Raw genomic sequence first — 19,897 nt, 5'->3', positions numbered from 1 at the left:
CCTGAATCCTGGTCGTTAAAGTGTTTGTTTGCACTCATATTTTAACTGTTAGGACTCAGGTTTTTTTATTTAAAGCAAACTATGGGACAGCAGTGGTCTTTCGACTCCTTATAAAACCAAGATAAGACTACAGCACTTGGTATTCAAAATAACTCATTACACCCAGAAACATTATCAGTATGAGGCTTTGCTCACCGACAGGAGCAAATATAAGTGAAATCCACAGGACAATATTGACAATACAATCGTATTTTATTGACAAATCACGACAAAGCCCTATTTTACTCCATAACCTGCGTATTTAACTGCTTCATTACCGTATTTTTTGCAGTATTTTTTGTCATTTTAGAGGAAGCATCTGCCGATTTAACCGGAAAATATTGTTCTGCCCAGCGGTTGAGTTTTTTCGAGATCGGTGCAGGCAAGCTCAAACCTAAAGGATTCTGTTCCTGCAAATCTGCCGAGGAAATCACCCGGGTACCGAGCAGATAGTCAAACCAGGGCTTGGTGACGCACCAGTTGGCATCCTGATTGCTATTCATATGATGATCATAATGCCAGGGCAATTTCTTTTTGGCCCATTCCGGTTCCAGATGAGCACGGCGATGTAAATAATAATAGTTGCCTGCACTATATAGGGCAGCCAGTGACATGCCTTTGGAGAAAGGATAAAAACTGAGTCCAAAAACGGTCGCGACGATTGCCAGTGAGGCAATTTCATTGCGGGTACGCCAGTTGTCGAGTCCTTCTACATAGCCGAAATCGGAAAATTCCGTTTTTCGCACAATCCGGTGATGCTCCCAGTGTGAACGCATACTCTCGGGTACCGGACTATAACGGCTCTGTCCCGGCCGGTGAACACCATGCAATACATATTTATGTGCAAACCATTCAAATCCATTTGCGACGACAAGTCCTGCCAGAAAACCTTTCCACATAATCTTTTACCTCTTGGTCTATTTTTAATATAGGCTAAATAAAAGACTAGATATTGACCAAAATATTCAATATGATTGACAAAATACGACAAAATAAAAGAATTAAAAATGCTGGTTCTAAAAAACTACGTAGGTTCAGTATACGGTGGTTTAGGACATTTACTTTTGGACTATTATCAGTTGAAACAGCTTGAAGTCCCTGAGAAATTATTGGCCATTCAAAATCTGGAACGCTTTGATTTCGCCTTGTGGCGTGATCTATTAACGACACTTGATCAACAGCTGCAACGACCGGCTTTAGGCTTGGAAATCGCCCAACTGGTTGAAGCTAAACACCTCGGTATTATTGGCTATCTGGCACTCTCAAGTGAGACCTTGGGTGAAGCCTTTATGCGCTATCATGATTATCATCGTCTGATTTATGATGGCGGCCCACTTCAGCTGCAATGGCAAGGCGATTATCTGTCAATTGGCTGGGCCGAAGTCCCGTTTCATCTAAGTACTCAATTAACCGATGAAATCGCAATTGCGCTAATGACGCAATTCATGAAAGCCAATGTTCAGAACCCGCACGTGGTTCAGTTATATGAAGTGCATTTCCAGCATGCAATGCCTAAAAATATTGTACTCTATGAGCAGTATTTCGGCTGTAAAGTCCGCTTTTCTCAAGCCAGAAATCAGGTATTGATGCATGTCAGTGAACTGTCCAGACCGCTGAAACAGGGCGACCAGACCTTGCAGAAACTGCTGATGCAACAGGCCAAAGCATTGCTAGAAAAGTTCCCGCATTCCACTCTGGTGGATCAGCAGCTGCAACAGGCGATTCTGATTGGCCTACAAAAAAACCTATTCCAGATCGAGCATATTGCCGAACAGATGAATTTTTCCGTGCGTCAGTTACAACGCCATTTGCAAAAACAGGACAAAACCTATCAGCAACGTATGCAGGAAATCCGCTGCATGATGGCTATGCAATATCTGAAAGATCCGCACTTGAGTTTGCAGGAAACCGCCATGTTACTCGGTTATTCCGAACAGAGCGCGTTTCAGCGTGCCTTTAAGCAGTGGACTCAACTGACGCCGCAGCAGTGGCGCCAACAGAATATGTCAGCTGCTTAAACCACCAGCATGTTGGTTTGATATACAGGCTTCAAGCAGCATTGATGATTTAAATCCCTTTCTTCTATGACCTGATGATAGATAGAAAAATAAGGAATTAAAATATGGGTAGATATCTTCCCGAATTGCTCGGCACGTTCTTGCTAGTGTTTGGAGATATTGTGGGAGCAGAAAATTAGGCTTTTTAATAAAAACCCTCTAAAAAGCCAGGATTTCCAAATACCATTTTTCTGCATGTTTCACATGGAGCATGCAGATCATCGCGCTTAAAAATGCTTATAAAAATGGATTTTCAATTTCATCCAGATCATCACGCTGAATTTTTTCTGGCAAGTCCTGCGTGTTTTCCAGTTGTTGTACCACATCATTCAGAAAAGCCTGCAAGGCTTTGGCCACTTTCAGTCCCTGCTGATCCTTGGTGATTTGCAAGTTGCCATACAGGCTGACGCAGTCCAGATCATTTTCCAAAGTCAGATCATGAATGGCATGGGATTCGCTGCCATTTTCAAATGCTTTAAACATATCCTCTTCACCTGTCTTTGTTATTTTCAATGAACGTCTGATGTCGATGCTACCCGAATCCCGGTTTTTTCAGCAAGCTTATTTCAACAGGTGCAAAATATATTGCAACAAGGCATCAATCAGCTGTTTCACAATGGCATCTTGCGTTGCATTGTCTATCGCACCGCCAGTCGCAGAGGAGGCCGAACTGCTTGAACCGGAAGACTTAAACTCGCGTTGTAATGCCTGCAGGTTTTCTTCAGAAACCTCTTCGGCACACTGACTTTCTGCATCCCAATTAGAGTATTCAATTTTCTGGTTGGCTTTTACGGCATTTCCAGTCAGTGGCAGCTTATAGGTATTGCGTTTCTGTTCTTCGGTAAGCTGCGGGAACAGGTTAATTCCAAGCTGTTCTTCCAGATAGCAGACACTGACAATACGCACTTTCAGTGAATTGTCATTCGGTGCATAGTAAGCACCAATAGCACCGGTTTTCGGCATATAAACTGCCTTATAGACCGCAGTTGGCACAATCACGCCATTGCCAATGGTTTTCAGCTTCTTCCCGGCAAAGATCGGCCCGGTCACCACATAGACATCCTGTTTCTGCTTGGTCACAATGGCACGGGTGGCCTCTTCCAGCTCACGCCAGACCTGCTGATTATTCTTGGGTGCTTGCGGCACCATATTGGCCAATGAAAAACTGTCAGACTGCGCAGCCTTGTTAGGCATATCCGCATTCGGTGCCATATGACCGCGGTCATAACCTGAACCACGATAATCCGCCAATGTGGCACGATGCTTCGCACTGACTCGATCTTCTTCATGAAAATTATCTTCACGGGGAATTTTCTGGCTTAAGCGTGCTGGCGTTAAGGCTTCTGCGACCCAAAGCGGTGTTTTGGATACCCCGGAATAACCGACATTAAAGCCATTAAAACACAGTGAATAACTGTCTTTTTTCAGGCTGTCTTTTATCAAATATGGCGGTACATCACGATAAAACTGGTTCAGACAGGCAGAATCGCTGGAAGAGGAAAGTGACACCCACTGACTGATTTTTTCCTGGCCAAAAGCGATGGCGAAGCTGCTCGAAGCCACCACGCCCAAAATAACTTTAATACTATGATTATTTAAAAACTGAAAAAAAGAGTTCTTGGATTTACGCTGCTTCTTGGCCATTATTACACGTACTTTTTAGATCAATACAGATTTTGACCGAGCTTAACAAGCTGTATAAGTGAAGTATATCTTGGCTCTACCATTCGTTTACTAAATAAACAATAAGTATCTAAAACCCCGGCTAGTTGTAACAAACTGTCTAATTTTATTTCTTTTTAAATGAGGTTTCTCGGTGTTTGCGTAGCTTTATTTGGACCAGTGGATTGAGTGTGTAAAGCTAACGGCCTATCTCAATTTGTACAATTATTAGCAATGGTGTCAATCATGAATTCCAAACTCTCTAAAGCATTAGGTTTAGGATTATTCACAAGTGTGATCAGCGTAGCTGCATTTGCCGAGCCACCAGTTCAACCAGGTGAAACACTTGAAAGCTTGTCTAAAGCTAAAATTAGTACCAAGGTGAATGGTCAGGAAGCCTCTTTAGAAAGCTTGGTGAACTCTGGTCAGATCCGTCTGGTCGATCCGCGTGCAGCAGCTCCACAGCCAGCCATGCCAAATACACAGGCGCCGATGCCCAACGATCCAGCGATGACTCAGACACCAAATTCAGGCACAGTTTCTCCTCAACCGCCTGTCACAGAAGCAGGCATGAATGAATCAGAGGTGCCGGCCAATCTGGTTGAACCAGCCACTGAATCAGAAGTAGAAGCCAGCACGTCTATGACGACGCCTCAACCACAACCAGCACTGGAAGAACAACAAGCAGCTGTCCCAGCAATGCCTGAAGAGCAGCAACAAGCAGCTATTGCCTCAGAACAACCGATGCCTGAAGAACAACAAGCGGCTGTGACTGAAGCAGACGTCAGTAATGAACAAACTGAAATTGCGGCTCAATCTGATGCAGAGCCAGTGCTGATGGAAGAATCTTTGAATGCTGCACCTGAAATGCCAGCAGCTGCGGTAGAACTTGAGCAATAATCTGAAGCTCATTTATTATTTCTCCCATAAAAAAACCAGAGTGTACCTCTGGTTTTTTTATGCTTTTTTATTTTATTTACATCTGAATCTGGGTGCCCAGCTCGACCACACGGTTGGGTGGAATCTGATAGAAATCACTGACCGGACTGGTATTGCGTTGCATAGAAATAAACAGCTTTTCCCGCCACGGTGCCATACCCTCACCCACAGTATGCATAATCCGTTCACGTGAAATAAAGAAACTGATCTGCATCAGGTCATATTCAAAATCCCATTGCTCATAGGCCTGCTGTAAAGCTTCCGGAATATTCGGCTGATCCTTAAAACCATAATAGATAAACACCCGGTAAAAATGTTCACTCAGTTTTTCCAGTTCAATCCGCTCCTGCCTGTCAACAAAAGGAATATCCCGGGTAATCACTGTCAGCATGATATTGCGTTCATGCAAGACCTTATTGTGCTTAATATTATGCAACATGGCATGCGGAACAATATTTGGTGTACCGGTCAGGAAAATGGCATCGCCTGGCACAAACTTGGTGCCTTCCCCCATCGAAATACTTTTAATAAACAGATCAATCGGCAAGGCATCCTGTTCCAGCCGTTTCAGTACCAACGCACGCCCATCTTTCCAGGTCATGAGAATCGTAAACAGTACCGCGCCAATCAGAATCGGCACCCAGCCACCCGAAGCAATTTTCAAGGACGTTGAGGCCACAAAGACTAAATCCAGTGCCAGGAATGGCACAGCAAATAAAGCTACTTTCCAGACCGGCCAACGCCAGAATCCATAAGCCAGAATCGAGATCAAAATGGTGCCACAGAGCATGGTCATGGTCACCGCAACGCCATAAGCACTGGCCAGATTGGCACTATTTTCAAACAGTAAAATCAGGATCAGCACCGAGATAAACAGCATCCAGTTAATGAAAGGCAGATAAATCTGGCCGCGTTCCAATGCAGAGGTATGCTTGACTGACAGGCGCGGTAAATAACGCAGTTGAATGGCCTGATTGACCATAGAAAATACGCCAGTAATGACCGCCTGTGAGGCAATCACCGCCGCCGCAGTCGCCAGTCCAATCATCGGGAACAAAGCCCAGTCTGGCAGCAGCATATAGAAAGGATTCGCCAGTGCTTCAGGACTACGCAGTAACAAGGCGCCTTGCCCGGCATAATTCAATAATAAACAGGGCAAGACAATAATGAACCAGGCCAGCCGAATCGGTAGGCGGCCAAAATGCCCCATATCGGCATAAATCGCTTCACCACCGGTCATGGTCAGAATTACCGCCCCCATGGTCAGAAAAGCCACATAGGGCTGATCGACCACAAAATGATAGGCCCAATAGGGATTCACCATCCAGAGTACAAACGGGGTCTGGATAATGCTCCATAAACCAAAACCGCCAATGGACAAAAACCAGAGCATGGTTAAAGGCCCAAAGAACTTGCCCATGGTGGCTGTGCCGTGTCGCTGCACCATAAACAGTCCGGCCAGAATTCCGATGGATAAAGGCACTAGCCATTGATTGAAAATGGGTGTCGCAATACTCAGGCCTTCAATGGCTGAGAGCACGGAGATTGCCGGAGTAATAATCCCGTCACCAAAAAATAGTGATGCACCGACAAAGCCCAAAGCAATCAGGAATATTTTCTTTTGATCAGAGATTCGTGTGGTACGCAGGTTTAATGCCAGCAGTGACATGATCCCGCCTTCGCCGTTGTTATCGGCACGCATAATCACCATGACGTATTTAAAGCTGATGGTAAGCATCATGCACCAGAAAATCAGGGACAGGATGCCGAGTACAGAAGCTTCGCTAATGGCGAGGTGTGCGGTGAGGAAGCATTGGCGCAGTGCATAGAGCGGACTGGTACCAATATCTCCGAAAACGACCCCAAGCGCAGCCAGTGTAATCACCGGGAGAGCTGCCTTTTGTGCAGTGCTTTGCATATATTGTCTTCGTTTTTAACAAGCATTTTTGCGAATCATAGCACCGCATTAAAAGTTTTTCTGCAAATCAATTGTTTCAGCTTGGCACAGCTGGTTTTTTTCGCTATTATCCTCGGCCTATGGTGAGGTGTCCGAGTGGCTGAAGGAGCACGCCTGGAAAGTGTGTAAACGTTTATAGCGTTTCGAGGGTTCGAATCCCTCTCTCACCGCCAGAATTTAAAAACCCGAATCACACGATTCGGGTTTTTTTATATTTAATTTTATCCATCGTCTGATTAGCAAAAAAAATCATCTGCCTACTTTATAAAATATTATTATCCATCGCCTTAGGCAAAAGCATTGAATTAATATCAATCCCCGTTCATAAAAATCTTTTGCAACACACCACTTACGCTCAATTCTATTTTTAAAAATTTTCATTTTTCATCAACCAGAAAAACTAATGAATTGTGCAGTTTCTGTACGCCATTCATTTCAGGTTTTTATTTATGTGTTCAAACAAAAAACTGGCACAGAAATAGCTTAATTTTATTGTCATCAAAGCTATGTTATGTTGCTGGTAAATCATCTAAAAGGAGAATAAAAACCACAGGATAGAAAGAAATAACCAAGTGAACCGGGCCATTCAAATTTGAAGTTAAAAAATAGATACACTGCTATTCGGAGAGCGAACATGAATAACAGCGCAAACTATGCCAAACAGATTAAAAATGCAAAACGTGGCGGTTATACCCCGACCATTGCCAAGGACATCAATAAACATAAAATTCAAAAAGCCTTGAGACTTATCGAACAGTGGAGAAGCCTCGCTCAAGAACTCAAACCTCAAATGCAGTTTGATATGGCCTTTACTTTAGAGGAATGTGCACAAGAATTAGATCGCATCCTAAAAAACAGATAAACCTTATAACCGACTCATATCCATAGTAAATCCTATGCTTTCACCCTCGCCCATATCTTCACATATGGGCAACTTCTTTGCGCATAGCCAAAAACAGAACTTTTCATCCATCCGGTCAAAATAAACAAATCCTGCCGAAACAGCTTAACCGGTTATTTTTTGGCTTGCGTGACCAAAAAAAATCTGTAAAATGCACTCCACCATGCCGGCATAGCTCAGTTGGTAGAGCAACTGACTTGTAATCAGTAGGTCCACAGTTCGAATCCGTGTGCCGGCACCATATCTTAGCCTCGCTTTTTAGTGAGGCTTTGATGTTTCTGGGTTTTGGTATTTTCAGCTGAGTCTTCTTGCACTTTCTAGTGCTTCGATTGTGCCGTTACTTGCACATATCTGACGATCCCTTCCTGATATAATTTACGGCACAGTTTCGCCGTCATCTGAATTTTAAAATGATCCAGTTTTGAGCCTTGAGCCTGATTATTTAATGGTTTCGAATTCAAAGTTTTTTGCACATAATCCGCAAAGCCGGAAAATACCGGTTCAGACGGATCCTGAATCTGGATATTTTTAAATTCAAAACGATCCAGACAGGCATACAGCGCCCCCACTGTCATTAAGTCTTTTAAATTCACATCGGCAGATTTCAATAAAAACTGATATTTACGCCGTTGTAATGCATTTAAATTTTCCCAGCGCTCGGACAACACCAGATGATGAAAACCAATCCGCGCATTTGAATTTAAAACACTGCGAACCTGCTCCAAGAATACAGGTACAGGGCTGTGATAGGCTGCATCTAGGCACAACACCACGTCAAAATGCTGGGAAAACGGCAATTCTTTTAAACGCAAAAATGATGCCTGATAAATGGCATTTAGTTCTGGCAGATGCTGCTGAATATTGGTTACACAAGCAGCCTGCAGCTCAACCCCAGCCAGATATTGCACCTGATAATGTTGCTGCCAGTGCAGCAAGCTGGCGCCCTGACCGCAGCCTAAATCCAGCAGTTTATCGTTTGAATTTAAACTTACAGTTTGCGCAAGGTGATCGGCCAGCATACGACAGGCAGCCGCATAATCCTGCTGGCCGGCCTGCCAATAACCTAAATTGCTCCAGGGCAATTGCGCACGATCACCCAACACAGCGGCATCAATCGCATACTTGTGCTGGGGAAGACGCTGACGAATTGCCTGAAGCCATTGCATGGATTAATAACCCAGTTGCGGCGCAACCTCGACCACAGGTTTTAAACCCTGGAATGGTAAAGGCGCACCGAAAATTTCTGCAATCTTCATCGCTGAAGTCACTGCCGATTCCAGAATTGGCAAACCGTCACATGACCATGAACCGCAGAAAAAGACCTTACGGTTGGCCTCCAGATGACGTTGCTGCAATTCTTTATTCAGTGCTACGGTGTTGGCATCGACGACTGCACGTGTCAGCATTACTGATTTGATCACTTTTTTCGGATCAATGTCGGTCACCGGACGCCAGGTCTGAAATACGGCCGACTTGCCGACCAGAGAAGGCTCAATCGAGTTAAGCCACACGGTAAATTGCTGACGGGTAAATTTACGGTCCATCATATAGCTGAGTACGGCCCAGTCTTTACGTTTTGGCGGCATCACGCTGGCATCGGTATGAATCACCAGTTCGCCCTGTTCAAATTTGAATTTCTTCAATAATTCAATTTCACTGGCAAACTGTACCGGATCCAGGAACTCCTCAATTTTGGTGGTCGGTGTCGCGACAATCACCCGGTCAAACAGTTTTGAATAACCGGCCGCATTTTCAACTTTGACCTGATCGCCCTGCTCTTGTACCAGTGTAATTGCTGAACCGTCTTCAATCTGAATGCCTTCAATCAGCTTGTCGACCAGCGCCGGGGTACCGCCTTGCAGACGCAGTAAAGCATCGCCATCGGTCAGTTGGCGCAGGAAAATCAATAGCGGTTTAGCTGGCCATTCACCAATGGTTTTCGGATTGCAGGTACAGATGGTATATAGCACCGGCATCACCGCACCATGCCAGAACACTTCTTCAATCTCGTTACGATTGATAAATTCTGCCAGGCTGATGTCCTGATTTTTCGATTTAAAGAATTTGGTTAATGCAACTTTTAACTGCAACAGGCCTTTGACCAGACGCCAGCCATACTGCTGCAGGCCTTTACGGTTATTGATGATCGGGATATTGCCAATACGGCTACGCGATGTGGTCAGCCAGGTTTCAGTTTTATCTTCAAATAACCAGCTGCAGGCCATATAGGTCCGTACCGGATAGGTTTTAATGCCCAGATGCGTGGCCAGACTCAGGGTGTTTTTCCACAGATAGGGATTCATCACACGTAAAGGTGCGTCAATCAGGCCCCCTTCAAATTCAAGGCTATGACTGTCCATGCCGCGACCTGGAAGTGCTTCAAAAATCGTGATGTGATGCCCTGCGTCTTGGAGAATTCTGGCTGTAGCCAGTCCGGCCATGCCACTACCAATTACTGCGATATCCAAACTGATCATCCGTCATTGAAAAACTACAGAAATTATGTACCATGCGCCAATCAAACAGGTTATTAAAATCTTCCAGAATATATGTTTTTCGTAAAGGCCTTTTTGTTCAATTTCACCTGCTTTTTATTCATTTTTTTGCAGCAGTTAAAATTCCATCAAATATAGGATTTTATTTATATTTTTATTTAAAAGATAAAAAAATTACTTTAAAAACAAATAATTTAATTAACCATTTTTATAATCCTTGGTTGACAAAAACTTTTAAAATACCTATGATTCGCAGCATAAGAAAACCATAAATTCATCCGGTTCCATTCAGATGCGTTTATGCGAAAATTGTTTAAAACGACAAGAAACTACAGCGCCTTATAAAATAAAAGCCTCTGCGAAAGCAGAGGCTTCTTTGTTTTCAGGCCTGGTTGATCATGCAGCATGGTATTGAGCTTACTTTATTGCCTCTCATAAGCCGCTTAAAAAGCATAGAGTGCAATTCCTCAATCCTCATGTTGTTCTCAAATAGAAATCAAATGGCATGATTTTTTTGTCTAGAATTCATAAATCTCTAAACTAAAAAAATAAAAAATCCAGCAACTTATGCTGGATTTTTCGCTTCAAAGAACTAGGTTCGAATTAGATTTTACCCACCAGGTCGATTGACGGCGCTAGTGTAGCCTCGCCTTCTTTCCATTTTGCTGGACAAACTTCACCTGGGTGCGCATGTACATATTGTGCAGCTTTCACTTTACGAAGAAGCTCTTGGGCATCACGGCCAATACCACCCGCGTTGATTTCAATGATCTGGATTTTACCTTCTGGATCAATCACGAAAGTACCACGATCTGCCAGACCTTCAGCTTCAATCAATACTTCGAAGTTTTTAGACAAAGTCCAGGTTGGATCACCAATCAATGGATACTGGATTTTACCAATCACCTCAGAGGTATCATGCCAAGCTTTATGGGTGAAATGAGTATCGGTAGACACGCCATAAATTTCTACACCCATTTTCTGGAATTCAGCATACTGATCAGCAAGATCGCCTAATTCAGTTGGACAAACAAAGGTAAAATCTGCAGGATAGAAAAACACCACTGACCATTTACCTTTCAGGTCTTGCTCAGAAACTTCGATGAACTGACCATTGTGGTAAGCAGTTGCATTGAATGGTTTGATTTCAGTATTGATTAAACTCATGAGATATTTCCTCTGGCTTATTTCTGGGATTGCTTATCTTGTGAAGCTAGAATACGAAAAATTTTAAAATAGGTAAAACCGCAAGTTTTTATAAAAATGATCGCTTTTTTAGATCATAAATTTCTATCAGTATTTATTATCTTATTTATTTTCTCGATGCAGAGTTGTCCCCATCAAAAGCAACCTGATGTTTTAAGATTTATGATTCTTTTAATAAGTGGGGCTTTATTCAAACTTAATATAAATCTCGAGGATATAAAAAACCCACCGTATTCAGGTGGGTTTTAATGATAATTTACCGTTCTGATAAATCAAAATGGTAAGTCATCATCTAGATCTGCTGCAGGCGCTGCTGTTGGAGCAGGTGCAGATTTCGGCGCAAAACCACTCGGGTTATTGTTGCCATAACCGCCGCCCTGATTGTTGTTAAAACCGCCTTGCTGTGGCGCTGAACCATAACCTGATTGCGGGTTATTGCCATAACCACCCTGGTTGTTGTTCGCCTGATTATTGTTATTAAAGCGTGGCTGGTTAAAGCTGCTCTCGCCCTGATCATTTTGAGGACGGCTAGAGTCTAACATCTGCATTTGTTCACCACGAATTTCCGTCGTATAGCGCTCCTGACCATTCTGGTCAGTCCACTGACGGGTACGTAATGAACCTTCAATATATACTTTTGAGCCTTTACGAAGATATTGCTGTGCAATTTCACCTAAACGGTTATGCAACACGATACGGTGCCATTCCGTTTGTTCTTTACGTTCACCGGTACTTTTATCTGTCCACGAATCGCTGGTTGCGATCGAGAATTGAGTGAGAGAGCCACCATTTGCAAAAGTTTTGGTTTCCGGATCTTTACCCAAAGTACCCACTAAAATAACTTTATTTACACCACGCATTTGCCGTTTACTTCCTATATATTTCTGTATTTTACTTTATAAGAGTTATGCTTAAATGGCTACCTCTTTACCCAACAAGTGCGTTAATTGTTGTCGCGAAGCATCATCAATCTGCTGTTTATCGACTTTTACATAGGCAACTTGCTGTTCAGACATCACCACGACCTCTTCAATACCACGAATCGCCAAAAGCTGAGAAGTCCATTCGTCAGTTTGTCTGCTTTCCGGCAAACGCAACACCAGCGATGACAGATAGCGTGGCTGTGCCAGGCCAAAACTCATCAGCAGCCAGATTATCGCAATCCCTGTCAGGATACTCCAGCCCATCGAGGTATTGTTCAGCAGTAATAATTGTCCGCCAATCATACCGCCAAAGAACGCCCCTAAAAACTGGCTGCTGGCATTTACGCCCATTGCGGTGGCTTTGGACTGGATCGGTGCCGCTTTCGACAACCAGGACGGCAACAAGGCTTCCATCACATTAAAAGCAATAAAGAACAGCCCTAGACCAATCAGCAAGACATATTTGGATTCAAAACCAAATGCCATCACCATTAGGCCCAGAATAATGCCAGTAATGGCCACCAGAAAAATCGCGCGCATTTTGTGGTATTTTTCTGCCAGGATAATACTTGGAAAAGCAAAAAACAGGCTCAGCACCAACAGCGGCAAATATACCCAGCCATGACTGGACAGTGGCAGATCAGCAAATTCGATCAGCTGCGAAGGTACATAGATAAACATCGCGGTGAGCAATAAATGCAGGGTAAAAACCGACACATGCAGACGATTCAGATCTCCGATTTTGATTACCTGTTTCAACTGTGCCAGATAGCCCTGCTGAAAGTTTTTATGATGCCGCGTGACTTTCGGCACCATCAACAGCATGGCAATCGCCGCCAGGCCCATCACCGTGGTGACCCAGAATAATCCCGAGATGCCCACCAGACCCGTCAGCCAAGGCCCCAGACTAAAGGCCACCACAAAAGACAGGCCGATACTCATGCCCATCATCGCCATGGCTTTCATCCGGTTTTCTTCACGGGTAACGTCTGCCAGTAGTGCCATCACCACAGCGGATACCGCACCACCACCGGCGATCGCTCGGCCGATAATCACGCCATAGATAGTGTCCGACATGGCTGCAATCGCACCACCCAGCGCAAATAATAGCAGTCCCAAAACCACCAGTGGCTTACGGCTATAACGATCCGCAATCAGGCTGAATGGAATCTGCAATAAGGCCTGAGTCAGACCGTAGATCCCGACCGCCAAACCGATCAGTGCAGGTGTTGCATATTGATATGCCTGCCCTGCCACAGAAAACACCGGGATAATCATAAACAACCCCAACATGCGCAGTGCAAAAATACTGCTCAGGGCAAAGGTTGAACGACGTTCTAAAGCATTCATCATAAATTATGGCGATTGGGTTAATTAATCTGGAGCCCAGATTATAGGACATTCAGCTCATTAATAAGACATGAATTTTATTTGAAATAAAGATGATGTCGATCTAAAAACAAAAAGCGCAGCCGGAGCTACGCTTTTTGTTCAGGAACAGCGCTTTATTTGTCTAAAGCCGCCTGACGTTTTTTGTATTGAATCGAGGCGAATACTGCCCAGACAATAAAGGCTACACCGATCAGACCGGTCACCACTTCTGGTACATGCAGACCGGTTCCGCTGGCAATCATGATAAAGGCCAGTGCACCGATGGCATAATGCGCACCATGTTCCAGGTAAATATAGGCATCCAATGTGCCCTGCTCAACCAGATAAATCGTCATTGAACGGACAAAGATCGCACCAATTGCCAGACCCAGCATGATGATGACCACGTCTGAGGTAATCGCAAAGGCACCGATCACGCCATCAAAACTGAACGAGGCATCCAGGACTTCTAGATAGAGGAAACCACCAATACCGGCTTTCACTACACCCGTCGGTACGCCATTTTCATCATGACGAATGGCATTGCCTTCTTCATCGACTTCCGGTTCACCACCGAGCATATGGCTCAGGACCTGCACACCGATATAAATCACGATGCCCCAGATTCCGGCCATAGTCACTGCCAGACGCTTGGCTTCATCGACATTGGCTGCCATGATTAACAAAGCCACCAGTGCGATAAATACCGACATCGCCGGCACATTGGCCAGATTGGACAGACGGCGTTCTACGCGTCTAAACCAGTGCGTATCTTTTTCTTCATCCAGGAAGAAGTTCAGGAATACCATCAACAGGAAAGCACCACCAAAAGCAGCAATTTCAGGATGATGTGCCATTAAACGTGCTGAATATTCTTTCGGATCATTCAGGGCCAGACGTACCACTTCCATAAAGCCCAGGTCTGCAGTCACTGCAACAATGACCACCGGGAAGATCAGGCGCATCCCAAAAACTGCAATCAGAATACCGACTGTCAGGAACAGCATTTTCCAGAAATGATCCCAACCCCGTAGGACTGAGGCATTAACAACCGCGTTATCAAAGGACAACGACACTTCCATAATCGCTAAAATAGCAGTAATGGTCAGCGCTGTGAGCATGGTTTGCAGGCCTGCGTCCGGACCATGGGTATAACCCCAATACGCAGATAAACCAAGACACACGATCGAAAATGCAATCGAGAAACCAAAATGTTTCAACATACACAACGACCTTGGATAAATTAAATGAATGTATGGCTGCGAGAGAGCAGCAATACGAATAGGAAAAGTTAAGCTAATTATGAAACTTTTAGCGCATAAACCAAAGCACTTCCTGAGCTGTTTTATCTTATTTTCTGTTTTTAAAATTTGCCGATCTTTTAAACAGCCCGATCTTTGCTATAGTGCCGCATGGTTTAACTTGAACTGCGAAGGATTTTCAGCATGAGTTTTTCACAAGAGGTATGGCAACGTAATCTCGGACTTTATCAGAAGACCCTGGCCCTGCCCTTTAATCAGCAACTGGCGCAAGGTACTTTAAGCCGTGAAGCCTTTAGTCATTATGTGATTCAGGATGCGCATTATTTACTGGCCTATGGCCGTGCACTGGCCGTATGTGCCGCCAAGGCTTTTGAAGCGGACGATGTGATCCAGTTTGCCGAGGCAGCCAAAATAGCGATTGTGGTGGAACGTAGCCTGCATGATGGCTTTATGCAAGATTTTGGCATTAGCAAAGAGCAGTTTGAAAATACCCCGCTGACTCTGGCGTGTCATCACTATACCTCTTATCTGACTTCGACCGCCTGGTCAGAAAGCTACCCGGTGGTGCTGGCCTCGTTGCTGCCTTGTTTCTGGATTTATGCCGAAGTTGGCAAAGATATTGTCGACAACTCTGCGCCGAATAATCCGTATCAGGCTTGGGTGGATACCTATTCAGGAGAAGAATTCCACACTGCGGTGCGGAATGTGATTGCGACCGTTGACCGTGTTGCGGCGCGTGTTGATGCCGATACACTAGAAAAAATGCATGCAGCTTATACGCATGCGGCCCGTCTGGAATGGTTGTTCTGGGACAGTGCCTTTGAGCAACGCCAGTGGCCTGGTCTGGATGAATAAGACGGACGAATAAAAAAAGCCCTGTTTAAGATAGGGCTTTTTGGTTATAGCTGATCAAAAAATTTCTACTGTCATAAACCGATCATAAAAACGGCTTAGTCTGAAAAAAACAAGGATAGAACTGGCCGGTACGCTAGACCTAGCTATAAGCCCCAAATTGCCGAACAATAATTGAGAATAATTATCAATTAATAAAATCAATCCCGGAAAGAGGCAGATGATATGCACACTTTAGGCACCGAAGCGATTCGGGCATTTTTTACCCTGCAATGTTGCTGGCTCAATAATGAAGAAATCTATTTGGAACAAGGCTGTCCAGATTGTAGCTCGGCAGCGACTTATCTGATTTACCATACCAACACGCATATCCAGAAACATCTGCTGAAATTTATTGAAAAGTATCGCTGTCATCAGGCGCGACGTAACGATTTGCTCGACCTGGATTTTTTCCAAAAAGACTATGAGGACTTTCTGCACATTCTGGAAAATGAAGTCAATTTTTATGCACGTCTGCATCATGATGTGTCACGTGAACGCTGCTTTGAAGAGATCGAGTCTATCTTTGAACGCCATTATGTAATGGCTTATTAGGTATTGGCCTTGTACATGATCATTGTGAATATTTAAATGATCTGCTGTTGTGTTTCTTAATGTTGTGATGAATTGACCAATCACCGACATAACTTGACGTTTAAAATACTTTTATTTGCACTTGAACATTTTTCATCCGGTATCATATAAGGGTTTTTGATGAATATTCTAGGATCCTTGCATGAGCCAAAGCCACATCCGTATTCGAGGCGCACGTACCCATAACCTGAAAAATGTGAACCTTGATATACCACGCGACAAGTTTGTGGTGATTACGGGACTGTCTGGTTCAGGAAAGTCCTCGCTTGCCTTTGATACCTTATATGCCGAAGGTCAGCGCCGTTATGTGGAATCGCTGTCTGCCTATGCCCGCCAGTTCCTCTCCCAGATGGAAAAACCGGAAGTGGATTCTATTGAAGGCTTGAGTCCAGCGATTGCCATCGAACAGAAATCTACCAGTCATAACCCGCGTTCGACCGTGGGTACCATTACCGAAATTTATGACTATTTACGCCTGCTGTATGCGCGTGTCGGTACACCGTTCTGTCCTGAACATGATCTGCCGATGGTGGCACAAACGGTTACTGAAATGGTCGATGCAGTCAAAGCATTAGAAGAAGGCACTGCTCTTTTACTATTAGCACCGGTGGTGCGTGAACGTAAAGGTGAATATACGGCGCTGTTTGAACAGCTACAAAGCCAGGGTTTCGTCCGCGCCCGCGTCGATGGCGAGATCATGGAAATTGATCCGCCACCAGAACTGGACAAAAAGAAAAAACATACCATTGAAGTGGTAGTCGATCGTTTTAAAGTGCGTGATGATCTGGGCAACCGTATTGCCGAAAGTTTTGAAACGGCGCTGCGTCTTGGTGGTGATATTGCGATTTTATCCTGGATGAAGGGCGAGCATAACGATCGCGTATTTTCAGCCAAGCACTCCTGCCCGCAATGTGACCGCGCGGTGGCTGAACTGGAACCGCGTTTATTTTCGTTCAACAACCCTTTTGGCGCCTGTCCGGTCTGTGATGGTCTGGGGACCCGCAGCCATTTCAGTGCCGACAAACTGATTCCCAATCCTGAAGTCAGTGTCAGTCAAGGCGCGATTCGTGGCTGGGACCGTCAGCGTCCTTACTATTACAGCATGATCCAGAAAGTCGCCGAGCATTTTGGTTTTTCTCTGGAAACTCCATGGAATGAACTGGATGCTGACACCAAGAAAAAATTTCTGTACGGCACTGGCAAAGAAAAAATTGATCTAAGTTATATCGATGAACGTGGCCGACGTCATAATCGGGTCATTCCTTTTGAAGGGATTTTGCCGCATCTGGAACGCCGTTATCGTGAAACTGAAAGTAATTATGTGCGTGATGATCTGGCGCAGTATTTATCCAATGCTGCCTGTGATGCCTGTGATGGTTCACGTCTGAATGAAATTTCGCGTAATGTGAAAATTCTGGACAAGACCATTGCTGACATTACCCGCATGTCGATCGGCGATGCTGAAAGCTATTATCAGGGTATTCATTTGGAAGGTGCACGGGGTGAAATCGCCGACAAGATTTTCAAGGAAATCCGTGAACGTCTGCACTTTCTGGTTTCGGTCGGCCTGAATTATCTCAGCCTGTCGCGTTCTGCCGAAACTTTGTCTGGTGGTGAAGCGCAGCGAATTCGTCTGGCCTCACAGATCGGTGCTGGCTTGATGGGCGTCATGTATGTGCTGGATGAGCCATCAATTGGTCTGCATCAGCGTGATAACGACCGTCTGTTACAGACCTTGATCCGTCTGCGTGACCTAGGCAATACTGTCTTGGTGGTCGAGCATGATGAAGATGCGATTCGTGCCGCTGACCATATTATTGATATCGGTCCGGGTGCCGGTGTACATGGCGGGCATGTGATTGCCGAAGGGACTTATGATGAAATTCTGGCCAATCCTAACTCGCTGACCGGAAAATATTTATCCGGAAAATTAAAAATCGAAGTCCCGAAAAAACGGATTCAAGCGCCTAAGCCTGAAGAACAGATCAAGCTGATGGGGGCATCCGGGCATAACCTGAAAAAAGTCGATCTGACCATTCCTTTAGGTATTATGACCTGTGTTACCGGGGTGTCCGGTTCGGGTAAATCGACCTTGATCAACCGTACCTTGTTACCTTTGGCGGCGACCCAGCTCAATGGTGCCACCACTTTAACTTCGGAAAAGTTTGAATCGATTGATGGTTTGCAGTTCCTCGACAAAGTCGTGGATATTGACCAGAGTCCGATCGGCCGTACCCCACGTTCCAATCCGGCGACTTATACCGGTCTATTCACCCCGATTCGTGAGCTGTTTTCCCAAACTCAGGAAGCCAAGGCACGCGGTTATGCTGCCGGTCGTTTCTCGTTTAACGTGAAAGGTGGCCGCTGTGAAGCCTGTGAAGGTGACGGCATGATCAAGGTAGCGATGCACTTCCTACCGGATATGTATGTGCCATGTGATGCCTGTCATGGCAAACGCTATAATCGTGAAACGCTGGAAGTAAACTATAAGGGCAAGAATATTTCCGATGTCTTGCAGATGACCGTTGAAGATGCCATGCATTTCTTCGATGCGATTCCGGTGATTCACCGTCGTCTGGAAACATTACATCAGGTCGGTTTGGGCTATATACGTCTGGGTCAGTCTGCGACCACTCTTTCTGGTGGTGAAGCACAGCGTGTCAAACTGGCACGTGAACTGGCCAAACGCGATACTGGTCAAACCCTATATATTCTGGATGAACCGACCACGGGTCTACATTTCCATGATATTGCCAAACTGCTGGATATCCTGCATCAGCTCCGTGACAAGGGTAATACCATCGTGGTGATTGAGCATAATCTGGACGTAATTAAAACTGCCGACTGGGTGGTGGATTTAGGCCCTGAAGGTGGTTCGGGTGGTGGTATGATTGTTGCGGAAGGTACGCCTGAACAGGTCGTGAAAGTCAAAGCTTCACATACTGGTAAATTTTTGAAGCCGTTGTTGAAGTGATTTTTTTAAATCCTCCCCAACCCTCCTTTGAAAAAGGAGGGAGTCTTCTTCTTTATCTGATGCCATATAGGACTTAGGGCTAGGGGAGATTTTAGCCATCCAATAAGCATGCTAAAACGGTGATTCATTCACCGTTTTTTTATCTCTCACTAGGCTATTGAACGAATCGCTTTAGCCAATTGTGCCAGTTCTTGATCATCTGCTCTTTGCGCATCATGCGATGAAATATAGCCCTCATAGGCATCGAAATATTTGTCGATTGAAGAATTCACGGATTGCCAATTCTCATGTATGCCTTTGGTCTGATGCATCGGAAATAATTTGGCATGCACATGATCGACACCAAAACCTTCAAAAATCATCCCTGTTCTGCCCACATCCTCAAAATAATAATCCAGCTTTAAGGCCACTTGTTTGGTATATAGCATCAGATCTGTCAAAACCTGATCATCCAGTTCGAATGCGTAGCTCGAATAATGCTGTTTTGGGATGACGACAGTCGCGCCCAAAGTATTGGGAAAGATGGTCAGAAAAGCCATAAACTTGTCATTTTCATCAATCAAATGACAGGGTATTTCATCCTTAACGATTTGACAGAAAATGCAATTTTTACTCATTTTAAATAT

The 19,897-nt window shown here is 44.7% G+C and carries 18 protein-coding genes and 2 tRNA genes; 9 read left to right on the top strand and 11 right to left on the bottom strand.

Annotated features, from left to right (window positions below):
• Positions 1–281: 281 nt before the first annotated feature.
• On the bottom strand, positions 282–938 hold the full coding sequence (locus tag ACIG3F_RS05730; protein WP_396469560.1) for a hypothetical protein: 657 nt from the start codon (positions 936–938) through the stop codon (positions 282–284).
• 108 nt (positions 939–1,046) lie between these two features.
• On the opposite strand from ACIG3F_RS05730, the gene ACIG3F_RS05725 reads away from it, so the two are divergent.
• Positions 1,047–2,057, top strand: a complete 1,011-nt coding sequence (locus tag ACIG3F_RS05725; protein WP_396469559.1) for an AraC family transcriptional regulator ligand-binding domain-containing protein — start codon at positions 1,047–1,049, stop codon at positions 2,055–2,057.
• A gap of 276 nt (positions 2,058–2,333) precedes the next feature.
• Here the strand turns inward: ACIG3F_RS05725 and ACIG3F_RS05720 are convergent, their stop codons facing one another.
• Both ACIG3F_RS05720 and ACIG3F_RS05715 read right to left on the bottom strand, forming a co-directional pair.
• A complete protein-coding gene (locus ACIG3F_RS05720) occupies positions 2,334–2,579 on the bottom strand; it encodes a hypothetical protein (RefSeq protein WP_005105385.1) in 246 nt (81 codons plus the stop codon).
• Between the two features lie 78 nt (positions 2,580–2,657).
• A complete protein-coding gene (locus tag ACIG3F_RS05715; protein WP_396469558.1) occupies positions 2,658–3,740 on the bottom strand; it encodes a DNA/RNA non-specific endonuclease in 1,083 nt (360 codons plus the stop codon).
• Positions 3,741–4,004: 264 nt separating this feature from the next.
• On the opposite strand from ACIG3F_RS05715, the gene ACIG3F_RS05710 reads away from it, so the two are divergent.
• Entirely contained in the window at positions 4,005–4,658 is a 654-nt protein-coding gene (locus tag ACIG3F_RS05710) for a hypothetical protein (protein WP_396469557.1), read from the top strand.
• Positions 4,659–4,734: 76 nt separating this feature from the next.
• Here the strand turns inward: ACIG3F_RS05710 and ACIG3F_RS05705 are convergent, their stop codons facing one another.
• Positions 4,735–6,615 (bottom strand): potassium transporter Kup, encoded by a 1,881-nt coding sequence (locus ACIG3F_RS05705; protein ID WP_396469556.1) that lies wholly within the window; start codon positions 6,613–6,615, stop codon positions 4,735–4,737.
• Positions 6,616–6,736: 121 nt separating this feature from the next.
• On the opposite strand from ACIG3F_RS05705, the gene ACIG3F_RS05700 reads away from it, so the two are divergent.
• The 3 genes from ACIG3F_RS05700 (at position 6,737) to ACIG3F_RS05690 (ending at position 7,796) form a co-directional block, all read left to right on the top strand.
• Positions 6,737–6,827: transfer RNA gene (locus ACIG3F_RS05700), tRNA-Ser, on the top strand.
• 461 nt (positions 6,828–7,288) lie between these two features.
• Positions 7,289–7,516 carry a hypothetical protein gene (locus ACIG3F_RS05695; protein ID WP_004647282.1) on the top strand — a complete coding sequence of 76 codons (228 nt, stop codon included), beginning with the start codon at positions 7,289–7,291 and terminating at the stop codon, positions 7,514–7,516.
• Between the two features lie 204 nt (positions 7,517–7,720).
• Positions 7,721–7,796 (top strand) — tRNA-Thr (locus ACIG3F_RS05690).
• A gap of 76 nt (positions 7,797–7,872) precedes the next feature.
• Here ACIG3F_RS05690 and ACIG3F_RS05685 read toward each other — a convergent pair.
• Positions 7,873–8,721, bottom strand: a complete 849-nt coding sequence (locus ACIG3F_RS05685; protein ID WP_396469555.1) for an SAM-dependent methyltransferase — start codon at positions 8,719–8,721, stop codon at positions 7,873–7,875.
• A 3-nt stretch (positions 8,722–8,724) separates the two neighbouring features.
• Complete coding sequence (locus tag ACIG3F_RS05680) at positions 8,725–10,032, bottom strand: FAD-dependent oxidoreductase (RefSeq protein ID WP_396469554.1); 1,308 nt, start codon at positions 10,030–10,032, stop codon at positions 8,725–8,727.
• 32 nt (positions 10,033–10,064) lie between these two features.
• On the opposite strand from ACIG3F_RS05680, the gene ACIG3F_RS05675 reads away from it, so the two are divergent.
• Positions 10,065–10,322 (top strand): hypothetical protein, encoded by a 258-nt coding sequence (locus tag ACIG3F_RS05675; RefSeq protein ID WP_153566911.1) that lies wholly within the window; start codon positions 10,065–10,067, stop codon positions 10,320–10,322.
• A 331-nt stretch (positions 10,323–10,653) separates the two neighbouring features.
• Here the strand turns inward: ACIG3F_RS05675 and ahpC are convergent, their stop codons facing one another.
• The 4 genes from ahpC to ACIG3F_RS05655 all read right to left on the bottom strand — a co-directional run bounded on the left by ahpC (position 10,654) and on the right by ACIG3F_RS05655 (position 14,773).
• Positions 10,654–11,217 carry an alkyl hydroperoxide reductase subunit C gene (ahpC, locus tag ACIG3F_RS05670; RefSeq protein ID WP_253138570.1) on the bottom strand — a complete coding sequence of 188 codons (564 nt, stop codon included), beginning with the start codon at positions 11,215–11,217 and terminating at the stop codon, positions 10,654–10,656.
• A 311-nt stretch (positions 11,218–11,528) separates the two neighbouring features.
• Entirely contained in the window at positions 11,529–12,116 is a 588-nt protein-coding gene (gene ssb, locus ACIG3F_RS05665; protein ID WP_004281391.1) for a single-stranded DNA-binding protein, read from the bottom strand.
• A gap of 51 nt (positions 12,117–12,167) precedes the next feature.
• The gene (locus tag ACIG3F_RS05660) at positions 12,168–13,532 is read right to left on the bottom strand and encodes an MFS transporter (protein ID WP_180038233.1); all 1,365 of its coding nucleotides are present in this window, start codon (positions 13,530–13,532) and stop codon (positions 12,168–12,170) included.
• Between the two features lie 152 nt (positions 13,533–13,684).
• Positions 13,685–14,773: a DUF475 domain-containing protein gene (locus ACIG3F_RS05655; RefSeq protein ID WP_004647275.1), complete on the bottom strand. Its 1,089-nt coding sequence runs from the start codon at positions 14,771–14,773 to the stop codon at positions 13,685–13,687.
• Positions 14,774–14,995: 222 nt separating this feature from the next.
• On the opposite strand from ACIG3F_RS05655, the gene tenA reads away from it, so the two are divergent.
• The 3 genes from tenA (at position 14,996) to uvrA (ending at position 19,271) form a co-directional block, all read left to right on the top strand.
• Complete coding sequence (gene tenA / locus ACIG3F_RS05650; RefSeq protein ID WP_044111376.1) at positions 14,996–15,667, top strand: thiaminase II; 672 nt, start codon at positions 14,996–14,998, stop codon at positions 15,665–15,667.
• Between the two features lie 222 nt (positions 15,668–15,889).
• Positions 15,890–16,258, top strand: coding sequence for a hypothetical protein (locus ACIG3F_RS05645; RefSeq protein ID WP_396469553.1), 369 nt, complete (start codon positions 15,890–15,892; stop codon positions 16,256–16,258).
• 181 nt (positions 16,259–16,439) lie between these two features.
• A complete protein-coding gene (gene uvrA, locus ACIG3F_RS05640; RefSeq protein WP_396469552.1) occupies positions 16,440–19,271 on the top strand; it encodes an excinuclease ABC subunit UvrA in 2,832 nt (943 codons plus the stop codon).
• Between the two features lie 149 nt (positions 19,272–19,420).
• On the opposite strand, the gene ACIG3F_RS05635 is transcribed toward uvrA, so the two are convergent.
• Entirely contained in the window at positions 19,421–19,888 is a 468-nt protein-coding gene (locus ACIG3F_RS05635) for an HIT family protein (RefSeq protein ID WP_180038227.1), read from the bottom strand.
• Positions 19,889–19,897: the final 9 nt, after the last annotated feature.

Origin of the sequence: Acinetobacter sp. NPDC052428, assembly GCF_044547685.1 — a bacterium.
Lineage (GTDB): Bacteria > Pseudomonadota > Gammaproteobacteria > Pseudomonadales > Moraxellaceae > Acinetobacter > Acinetobacter lwoffii_G.
Note: the sequence above shows the minus strand (reverse complement) of the source record. Positions and strands in the feature narration are given on the sequence as shown.